This is a genomic window from Bacillus sp. JJ1474, from assembly GCF_036965225.1.
GTDB lineage: Bacteria > Bacillota > Bacilli > Bacillales > Cytobacillaceae > Cytobacillus.
On the sequence record NZ_JBALPC010000019.1, the window covers coordinates 12,628 to 23,125 of the forward strand.

9 protein-coding genes and 1 pseudogene are annotated in these 10,498 nt (G+C 35.4%); 3 read left to right on the forward strand and 7 right to left on the reverse strand.

Annotated features, from left to right (window positions below; genetic code table 11):
* Window positions 1-505 precede the first annotated feature (505 nt).
* Window positions 506-1,027 (forward strand): YbaK/EbsC family protein, encoded by a 522-nt coding sequence (locus V7164_RS03070; protein WP_335346611.1) that lies wholly within the window; start codon window positions 506-508, stop codon window positions 1,025-1,027.
* Between the two features lie 112 nt (window positions 1,028-1,139).
* On the opposite strand, the gene V7164_RS03075 is transcribed toward V7164_RS03070, so the two are convergent.
* The 4 genes and pseudogenes from V7164_RS03075 to V7164_RS03090 all read right to left on the reverse strand — a co-directional run bounded on the left by V7164_RS03075 (window position 1,140) and on the right by V7164_RS03090 (window position 4,138).
* Window positions 1,140-1,892 carry a YheC/YheD family protein gene (locus V7164_RS03075; protein ID WP_335346612.1) on the reverse strand — a complete coding sequence of 251 codons (753 nt, stop codon included), beginning with the start codon at window positions 1,890-1,892 and terminating at the stop codon, window positions 1,140-1,142.
* 13 nt (window positions 1,893-1,905) lie between these two features.
* Window positions 1,906-2,076 (reverse strand): annotated as a pseudogene (locus V7164_RS03080) (isocitrate lyase/phosphoenolpyruvate mutase family protein); the annotation flags it as partial.
* A gap of 620 nt (window positions 2,077-2,696) precedes the next feature.
* Window positions 2,697-3,635 carry a glycosyltransferase family protein gene (locus tag V7164_RS03085; protein WP_335353376.1) on the reverse strand — a complete coding sequence of 313 codons (939 nt, stop codon included), beginning with the start codon at window positions 3,633-3,635 and terminating at the stop codon, window positions 2,697-2,699.
* Between the two features lie 17 nt (window positions 3,636-3,652).
* Window positions 3,653-4,138: a low molecular weight protein-tyrosine-phosphatase gene (locus tag V7164_RS03090; RefSeq protein WP_335346614.1), complete on the reverse strand. Its 486-nt coding sequence runs from the start codon at window positions 4,136-4,138 to the stop codon at window positions 3,653-3,655.
* 180 nt (window positions 4,139-4,318) lie between these two features.
* Here V7164_RS03090 and V7164_RS03095 point away from each other — a divergent pair, with 180 nt between their 5' ends.
* Window positions 4,319-5,725, forward strand: a complete 1,407-nt coding sequence (locus V7164_RS03095; protein ID WP_335353377.1) for a UDP-N-acetylmuramoyl-tripeptide--D-alanyl-D-alanine ligase — start codon at window positions 4,319-4,321, stop codon at window positions 5,723-5,725.
* Between the two features lie 303 nt (window positions 5,726-6,028).
* On the opposite strand, the gene V7164_RS03100 is transcribed toward V7164_RS03095, so the two are convergent.
* Together V7164_RS03100 and V7164_RS03105 are read right to left on the reverse strand one after the other, a co-directional pair.
* On the reverse strand, window positions 6,029-6,991 hold the full coding sequence (locus V7164_RS03100; protein WP_335346616.1) for a glycosyltransferase: 963 nt from the start codon (window positions 6,989-6,991) through the stop codon (window positions 6,029-6,031).
* Window positions 6,988-7,938: a dimethylarginine dimethylaminohydrolase family protein gene (locus tag V7164_RS03105; RefSeq protein ID WP_335353378.1), complete on the reverse strand. Its 951-nt coding sequence runs from the start codon at window positions 7,936-7,938 to the stop codon at window positions 6,988-6,990. Before V7164_RS03105 ends, V7164_RS03100 begins: the two co-directional genes overlap by 4 nt.
* A 763-nt stretch (window positions 7,939-8,701) precedes the next feature.
* On the opposite strand from V7164_RS03105, the gene V7164_RS03110 reads away from it, so the two are divergent.
* Window positions 8,702-9,688 carry a C40 family peptidase gene (locus V7164_RS03110; RefSeq protein ID WP_335353379.1) on the forward strand — a complete coding sequence of 329 codons (987 nt, stop codon included), beginning with the start codon at window positions 8,702-8,704 and terminating at the stop codon, window positions 9,686-9,688.
* A gap of 130 nt (window positions 9,689-9,818) precedes the next feature.
* Here V7164_RS03110 and V7164_RS03115 read toward each other — a convergent pair.
* On the reverse strand, window positions 9,819-10,498 hold a 680-nt coding region (locus tag V7164_RS03115), incomplete at its 5' end, for a YheC/YheD family protein (RefSeq protein WP_335353380.1).

The following is a 10,498-nucleotide window of genomic DNA, read 5'->3' on the forward strand; positions in this document are numbered from 1 at the left end:
ATTCAATTGACGCTCTTTTGTTTGCAAAAATGGATTAAAAGCAGATAATTATCTGCACATTTTTGAAAACACACACTGAAAGATGGACAACCGTTGTTCCACATATTTAGCTTATCATCATAAACGGTGATAGGCTTTTTATGTAGATTTAAAAAAACGTGTCCTTTTTTAAAGCTAATCTATATATAAAAGGTGAATCGACTTTTGAGAACCTAGGAAAGGGGGAGGGAAAATGTAGAAAACGATACGAGTCATGGGCTAATTTTTCTTTATTAATTTTCCAATCTGGTTCAGACGATACGTCCACGATAATGGGACAAAAAGAAAAAGAAAAATAAAAATAAAAATAACTACTACGTAGTTGTAGTGGTTCAATATATGATTTTTATAAATTCCCACAAAAGAAGAGTAAGTAAATTCTGAAGAAATAAAATCATTCCTTTTGCTTTACAGTGTTAAAGGGTGTTATGATTTACCTAATTTATGAAAAGAAAGGAAGAAAAAGATGTCTTTAGAAAGTGTGAAAAATCATTTTAAAAAATGGAATCGTGCAGCCGATATTATGGAATTCGACGTATCGAGTGCAACGGTTGATATGGCAGCAGAAGCGATTGGCGTCATTCCGGCGCGGATTGCCAAAACCTTATCGTTCCGCGGGGAAGGGGATCAAGCCATTTTAGTAGTCGCAGCAGGGGATGCCAAAATCGATAACAAGAAATTCCGTGAAACGTTTGGCTTTAAAGCCCGAATGCTTTCTGCTGAAGAAGTAGTGGAGCAAACGGGACATGTAATTGGCGGAGTTTGCCCCTTCGGATTAGCCAATGAATTAGGCATATATTTAGATGTTTCTATGAAGCGCTTTAATACGATTTTTCCTGCCTGCGGAAGCACAAACTCGGCCATTGAGCTAACGTGTGAGGAAATATTTGAATACTCCTCGGCTAAACAATGGGTAGATGTTTGTAAAGGGTGGGTCTCTGAGGACGCTCAGGTAATTGAGGCAGTCGGGGCTCTTGAGAAAAATTAATAAAAAACAATATTGGATTTTTTTCAAGGGGATGCTAAAAAGATGTTTGAAATGGGCAACCGTCTCAAACATCTTTTATAAAAAGAACGTATGAACTTGGGGTCTACCTTGTCTACAGATTTTTCTTTTGGATTTCCCTTATTGTCCGATATGTGGCTTTATCCCCTAATTTATAAAAATGGGACAATGACGGACGAGAATTTCCCTCAATGATCCAAATATGACCCAGTTGATCTATACCAATATCGAATCCGAAAATACACTTCTCTTTGTAGTAGCCTGCTAGACAATTGGTTCCCAATAATGCAACACGATCAATTTCGGAAAGTAAGAAGTCAATTTTATCAGGTGAATTAGTTAAGTGGGAATTTTGTATAGCTTGTTTAACATGGAGCACTGACCCGCCACTAAGTTCATTATTGGTAACAATAAATCCTTTCCCTGCCACTTTTGCAACCTTGCCGGTCACAAACCATGTATTTGAATCATTGTACCTTTGGGTAATCACACGCATATCGAATGGAGATCCGTTAATTGTTAAAAGGGGAATGAAACGTTGTATTAGATAAGAACGGAAGTCGATCTTGTTATTTAGATAGTCGATGGTTTTATTCCTTCCAAAAAAGAGATCTATTTTATCTTCATAATGTATTTCGTACCTGCCCTCCCCCAATGAAGATAGTTTGAAAATGTTTCTTCCCCTTTTCCCGCTAGATGGCTTTAAAATGACTGTACTATACTTATCGACCAAATCCCATAAGCCACTTTCCGAAAAATTACTTGTTTCGGGCAGATGATTTTGTAAGGCTTTATTTTCCATCATAATTGAGTACTTTGTCCATTTGTTATTACCGAGATATTTCACTTTTCATCAATCCTTCTATATTATCTCTAACACCCATTGATGCAGAAATCGATAGTCCACTAGCCCAGATCCCTTTAAAACCCACCTCCTCTACGATCTTTGCGGAAAGACCGTTATGGGCCTCCATTAAAAACTCAGGTTTTTGGGAATTAAGCAAATTTTTTAATTTAGTCGTTTTCTTCATGGTTATCCCTCACTTTACAACGATGTTAACATTTCAACATATACGTATCTTATTGTCCTATTAAGTTATGTAAGAGTAAGGTTTTTTGATATCAAACAAACAAAAATGAGTCATGTTGCCTAGAATTACTTGCTTTTCATTAAAGAATAGGACAAATAAAAGAAATTTTAACTAGATAAAAATTAAAAAGGGCTCCCAAATGCTCATTTTTATTTATAAGCTTTTATTTGCAATAAAGTTTCCAGGTCAACTATGTCAAAATTTCTTTCCTGAAGGGCTTTGATCATTATAGGAAGGGCTTTTTTTGTCTCCGTCATTTTTGAAACAGAATGAATGAGAATAATATCGCCATTTCGTACATTTTCCGACAACATTTTTAACGATATTCTCTGCTTTCTTTTGTGATCAATTTTGCATTCTCTCCCATGCTGCGGTCGTTAATTGATTTGATTTCCTTTTTATTTCAAGCGTATAATCCTTATTTGTTTAACTTTCTCCCATAGCCCTTTGCGGATTAAACATAGAGATATGATCAACTCCCGTTTTATTTTTCTTCGCTACTCAAGCATTGTGAAAAATTACTTCCCTGAATCAAGGAGAGGGAGGTGATTTTTTATGAATTAGGTTTTCATGGTGCTATCGTCCAGTATTTCCTTAATATATGAAACTAGCTGAGCCGCACGAATGGTGACAGTATGTTTTTTATGAACCATCTCATATCCTTGTTGGGCAATTTTTTTTCTTTCGTCTTCATGCTCTAAATAATACCTGGCCATTTTTAAAAAGTTTTTTCCGTTAATTTCCACAAAATGCTGTCCGGGAATAAAGCCTAAATCCCTTAATTCCTTTAAGGAAGGGGCAAGTAATAAGGTGTTGCATGCAAGGACTTCATAATACTTGATAATCGGATAATGAAGGCTCGAATCACATGTAAAAAAGACTTTTGCCCGATTGATTTCCTTCGCATAGCTTTCGCCGACAAAAACTTTTTCTTCCGCTACACCAATATTGCGATAGCCTGGATGCATGCGGTAAACAAATCCAGGTATCTTCCTCATTGTTTTCACTATCCTCTTTCTCAATGGGTAATACCACGCAACTTTACCTAACAGAAGATAATCAATATCTTTCTCTAGCCTGTAATCCTTAAAGATTGAAGGATTAACAAAGTGCGGGAGCCAATACATCCGATCCTTATATTTTCGGAAGTCATTTAAAAAAGCATCTCTATATATGCTGAATATATATTTAACATTTGTCTCTTCTATAAATTGCTTTCGCTTCTCTATTTCCAAATGAAGATCATGCATAATAATGCCAAAAGGGATCTTTAGCGTTGATAGCCCGGTAATTGTCGGGCATCTGGTATCTTTCAAATCATTTAACAAGATGAAATCGGGCTGTTGAGGTATGCTCTTTAGAATTTCACGGATATCCCCAGGTTTGAACCACTCTATTACATCTACCAATTTACGTAATTCATTCGTTAAATAAAATGTATTCCGTTCAACATATTGACTAAAATCTCGAGTAATAAATAGAAGTTTTAATTTATTCATATAGCCTCCTATTTCTCTTAGACATTTGCATTATCTATATCTAACCCCTCACGTTTTATAATGTGAAACAATAGCTTTTCGCAGCTTTTCAATAGTAAGTTATAAGTCACCATGTGGTTGCCTGTCACTGAAGGGTCAGGGACATTTTTATTTTTCACTTCAGGAAGATAATCGAGCAAAAATTGGATTTGGCTAGTTTGTCCAAAACGATCCGTTAAAACGCTTAAATTTTCTTCGTCCATAATAACAATATAGTCAAAGGCTGAAAGATCATTTGCAGTCACTTGGCGCGAACGAATCCATTGATAGGGAATATTCATTTTACCTAGAAACTTACGAGTGGATTTAGATGGGCGCCTTCCCACGTGGAATTTATTAGTTGCTGCTGAATCTACAGTAAATTTTCTATCTAGCCCTTTCGTTTTGATTAACTGGCAAAATATAGCCTCAGCCATTGGCGATCGATTGATATTTGCTGCACATATAAAAAGTACTTTAATCATTTCTAACTCCTTTATACTAAGTTTTGAAAGACACATTATATGGTATGTCAGAAGTTTTAATATGTTTATTGATAAATAGGCCATTACCAATAATGGGAGTAAATTGGTTCAAATCCCCAAATCAAAATATTCCTTAAAACATATGATGGTAAAGGACAAGACAGAAAGGAATGAGTATTAGTGCATGATTTTACGATCGAGGAAATTGCATCGGTTATACAGTGTAAAATCGCAAGTTGGAAGACTAAAAAACCGATTAAAGGCTTTACAAATCGTCATAAAAACCCTTCTCCTTTTAGTCTAGTATTCTTATTTCGCCACGATTTGAATGAGGATAGCTTGATTGAAAGGTTGGTTAAGGGAAAAGCCACTGGTATTATTGTTAGCAGACAACACAAATTCCAAATCGATAAATTTGCTCAAGCAGGAATTGGTGTTCTTGAAGTAAATAATAGAAAAAAAGCATATCGAAATATGGCCAGATTATACCGTAGGCAATTTACTATTCCGATTACACAGGTGACTGGAAGCTCAGGGAAAACAACCACGAAGGAATTAATCGGCAGCGTTCTTAAACAGGAATATTCCACTTTAATAGGTGCAGGCAATTATAATTCTCCAGATGGGGTCGCATTTAACCTATCGAAATTGGAAGAAAGACATGAAGCGGCTGTTCTCGAAGCTGGGATGAAGGGGTTCGGTACGATGAGATTATCCAGCCAAATGATTCAACCCCAAATTGGAGTAGTTACATGCATTCATCGGGCACATTTACCCCGTCTTGGTACAATAGAAAACATTATTAAAGCTAAGGTGGAAATGGGTGAGTATTTATCTCCAAAGGGTATCCTTGTGATAAATGGAGATGATCCTAACTGCGCGGAATATTTAAAAGAAATTAAGTATCCGGGGAAAATTATTACTTTTGGTTTTTCTGAAGGGAATACTATTCGAGCAACAAATGTATATTATGAAAATTTTCAAAGCTTCTTTACTGTAAAGGGAAAAGGCTTTGAATTTGACTGTATGATGAATACATTTGGCAGTTATAATATTATGAATGCATTAGCGGCAATTGCCGTAGGGGTAGAGCTTAAAGTACCAATTAAGAAGATTCAACAGGGGATTGCTGAATTTTTCCCAGTAAAGGGCAGGCTGCAGATACTTTCTTGCCCAAATGATATTACGGTCATCCATGATAATGTAAATGCTAATCCAGATTCCACTAACCTATTATTGAACCAAGTCCCATATTTGCCTAAGAGACCCATTATTCTCGTTTTAGGAGATATGGAGAAGCCTCATACCAATGAAACATACGCCAAAAAAGTCCATTATCAAACAGGGGAAATAATCGGCGACTTATCGATTGAAAAATTGGTAGCGATCGGAAAATGGGCGAAAGAATATTGTCATGGAGCTAAATCAAAGGGCATCTCCCCTGATAAATTATCTTACTATAAACATGCAGATGAAGCTAAAAAGGATTTGCTTCAAATTGTACCGCCTAAATCAATCGTTATCTTCAAAGCCTCCGGTAAATATTGTGACTTAGAATCACTCATTAATTTGTTGAAAAGAAAATAGGGACAAGGGGTTATAAAACCATTCAAATGAAAAAGGCAGACCTATTGGTTTGTCTTTTTCATTTGTTTAATAGAGTTATTTATGCTTATGGATTCTTCCGTGTGACATTAAAAATAATACGTCCTTTTTTAAGGGAATAAAATTGTGGGAGAATCCCATATTAATCGGGTGATAAATGAACTGTAAAAGAGAAAGTGCCCAGTATTATGAGCAATTAGAGAATGGGATTGCGGAAATGGAAGCTACTATTGAGAGATTAAGAACGGAAATAAATGAGTTAATGGAAATGAAATATGCTTTAATTCATTTTGCTTTTCTAACCTTTTTTCCACCAAACTTAACCCCCCCTGAGTAATACTTCCAGACTGCAATCCAAGTCGTAAATGGATAAAACCAGAACCATAGAGGACTTAATAAAAATGTGAAAAATGGAAGAATTTTAGCACCATATAGAATTTGACCTATACAAGCTAATAATAGAACAATGATTGTTATTGTTATACAAAATAGACCAGCTACCTTTGGAGAAATGATAAGTAAAAGTAAAATAATAGGTAATACAAGTGCATACAGAGTAAAGCGAAATGGCATGGCCAAATTTTCATAAGCGTAACGAACTCTTTGCTCTAGAAATTTATTAAATGGAATGTCTTGAGTCGCTTCTAAAGAAGCATCTTTAACAAAACCAATCGAGTAACCAGAATTACGTAATTTTTCTTCGAGAATAAACTCATCAAATAAACCATCCCGGTTTGGGAAGCCTGTTTTTGAAATGTGCTCCTTCCTGAATGCTAAATGTCCACAATACTGTTTCCGTCTATCTAGTATATTAATAATAAACATTCCACACATGTCGATAAGGACAGTGAAAGGGAATTTATCGAACTTTGGCATCATCTTAAAGCAGTCATACTCATCGAAGTATTTGGATATTTTCGCTAGAGTTTCCCTCGTTATTCGATAATGGTCATCAATTAACAATACTTTATCATAAATTACATAATTTAATCCTGCATAGATTCCGTTCAGTTTATCATTATCACCAGTACGAAGATCTTCACTAGGAATAAAATGTTTAACATTGTTAAAAAATTTCAGTTTATTATTTATATAACGATAGACTTTGCAGTTACTTTCATCTGCAATCACAATTTGGCAATCATCCTCCTTTAATGCGACCGCCAAAGAGGCTATATGATTCACAAAGTCACTAAGATTCTTTTCATTATATTGTAATTTGATTGGTATTAATATAGATATCTTCATTTACATTCCCTCCTGATTACACCAGTCAGACAATGTACTGAACCTCCTCCTTTCATAAGCTCAGTTAAATCAACTTCAATACAATTTACTCCGCAAGATCTATATTTACCAATACTATCTTTTGCACCTTTATTGATCACTATTGCCTCGTCATTAAGGGTAATGAAATTAATTGACATTTTCTCATCTACCTCTGTAAGATTTGTGAGTTCAATAATGGTATACCCATGGCGTTTTAAAGTAGAATAAATTTCATATGATGCCCTTCTCGGAACTAAAGCAGCATTTTTTGAATTGATTAGATTAAAGACACCATCAAGGTGTCCACACCCGTAGGTAGTCTGGATGACTTTAATTTCTGTAATCCCTTGTAATTTAAGTAAATTATATACAAACTTAACAGCTTCATCATTTGTACGTAATCCAATACCTAAAAACGCTAAGTCTGGGTTAACTATAACTATGTCAGGGCCTTCTAAAATCATATTATTGTGAGCGCTCGCAATAATTGGTATGCCAAGTTGAGATACTGTTTTCGCTAATATTTGCTCTTCACCAGCTCGAACTTGAGAAGCTAATCGAGAAAGAATAGCACCTTCTGATGTCATTGTAAATGTATCCCTAACAAATATTATATTGGGGAAGTAATTTGCATTATCATCAATGATATAGTCAACCTTGACACCATTTTCCCTATAAACCTGAGCAAGTTGGTCATGTTGAAATCGAGCTTTTTCAACATCCATAATGGATGTCCAAAGTACTGAATTAGGCTCTTCAATGTTTTCAATCTCTTTTCCAGGTCTGCGTAGTAATACATGCTTTAATACATCCGTCTCTGAAGATAACCCAAATTCGTTCCATATTGTTCCAATCTCTTCTGTATGATATTCTTTGCGTCCTACCCAACCCTCGCCGCCATGTGCAGAGTCAACAATACTTTTCAAAAATTATCATCCTTTCTGATAAAATATATTGTAACTGTTGAATAATCTATTTTCTTAAGTTTACTAGTTAATATTAATTTAGTTTTGAGATCTAAATTGGTTAAAACAATTTTAAGAATTTGCTTTAATTGGTTGGGAATTCCATTAAGCTTCTTTAATTCCATACGGTAGAAATCCTCTGAAGTATAGACGACAATTGGGGAGAGGTTAAATAGGCTAATTACATAATATATAGAACAATTTGTCCTATTTCTAAATATGAGGGATGGCTTTATTTAGCAGGTGTGATGGATTTGTATTCCCGAAAAATTGTCGGATGGTTGATGGATAGGACGATGAATTGGCGTAGTATCAGGCACATGTTGGTTTCCATACTAGACTCAGATTTGCACATAGGCTACCCTCCAATCCAATTTGCAATTCCAATCCCTTATTCCAATTTTATTAAAAATTATGAAATATGTTACATTTATTTGCATCTAAATAAGAAAAACCAGGCAAAACCGCCCGGCCCTTTTTTTGTTTAGCGAACATCCGATGCTTTGTACATGGATTTTTTTTATTTGAAATATATGGTTATTTCCGTAGGATTCCAATGTTACTTTGGTTGTAACTAAACTGTAAATAACTCCGGTAAACCCCATGGGGACAAGGTTTGAAGTCTGTAATATTTCCAACCGGAAATATTTGGTGGTAAAAGCCACTTTCGTTTCCATGATAAAATCAGGACAAGTCATACAAAACACACACCAGGAGGTAACATATGAATAAGCGTTTAGTTACAACAACACTCGCAGTTGCGCTAGGAGTAAGTTCTTTAGGTGCCTTTCCATCCGTTATGCAGCCGATGAATGTTTCTGCAGGAACAGTAGATGCAATGAAAGCTCCGTCGCCTTTCCAGCCGATAGAAGCTTCTGCAGCAACAGTTAGTTCTACGAGTAATCAGCAAGCTTCTGCAGCAAAGGCTGATGAAATTATAAAATTTGCTAAGAGTTTAATAGGGAAAGCGACATATGGAGGAGATTACAGCTATACTTATCCATACCAATTTAAATGTGCATCTTTTATAGACTTTGTTTTTCAATCTAAAGGTGTTCATCTAGGCAGCCGTGATGAAGATTATATGATTAAGCAAGGGACGTATGTGCCTAGAAGTCAACTTCAAAAAGGCGATTTAGTTTTCTTTAGAAGGTCAGCTACAGCAACCGTTCCAAACCATGCTGGGATCTATATTGGAGATAATAAAATAATTCATATGGCAAATACAAAATTAAACATCACTATTTCCGATTTAGATAGTACTTCCTACTATAAAAATAATTATATGACTGCACGTAGAGTCCTGCCGTCTTTAATGCCATCTAACCCGCCAACTAAATCAGATAACATTATTGAAGATGCTTATGATCTTATGGATAATGTAAAAATGGGCAGTGTTAATGATGAAAGATCCATGAAATTTACTGGAGCGGGCTACGTTAACTATATTTACAAATTAAATGGTGTTAGCTTAGGAAAAACTTCAGTAAGAGACTTATCAAAATTAGGTACAAAAGTATCGCGCTCAAACTTAAAAAAAGGTGATCTAATTTTCTTTAATAGTACAGTAGGTTCTAGCACACCGTCTAGGGTAGCCATTTATGCAGGTGAACACCGTATAATTGTGCCAAGCTCAGATGGAATTAGCTCGAGAGTTCTGTTATCCGATTATTATAACAGCCACTATATGTATGCTAAGCGCGTGTATTAATAGAAAAAAACTAAAATACGTAGGATAGGATCACTTGTGTACATTTAGAAAAAATACAGGAAGCATTCGTTTGCGAAATGGCTGCGAATGCTTCTTTTTAATTCCTTTAGAAAATGCAAAAAAAATCTGCCTAAATGTCGTTTTGGCTTTCTTTGTGCATTTTCCGAATAGCTTTAATGCGTTTCCCCATTTTCCCTTTTCCAATCTTGGAAAAAAGGCCGACAGCTGGGCTTGTATTTATTTCAAATATAATCAGATTCCCACTTTGACTGATACCAAAATCAACTCCAAATTCTATATCTGGAACTTCTGATGAGACCACTTCAGCTGCTAAAGTGGAGAGGTTCTTTAGACTATTTATTATTTTACTCTTCACTGTTTCATCCATCTTCAAATGTACCGATAACAATTTATCTACCTTCATAGCTTGGGCTCCGCGGTCCATATTAATTATTCCATTTTCCATTGTTTTCCCCGTTGCAATCATTCCGTACATTCCTCCAACAAGCCATTTTCCCTTAAGAGTTTGAACATGAACTCGAATAGATAGAGGATACCCATCCGGAGTCAAGCTCTGAATACCCTCCTGAACAATATATCCTCCAAATCTCTCAATTGGATGTAGTACGGGGTGGAAATCTTCAATCTTGGCGACGTCTTTTTGAATTTTTTCACCATTTAGGGTATAGCCTTTAAAACAGTAGAGCCCATCGCTATTTTTAGAAACTTTATAAATCCCTTTCCCTCGACCACCTCTATTATTTTTTAAATAGATATATTCATAACGTTTTAGTAAATCAGATAGGTTTT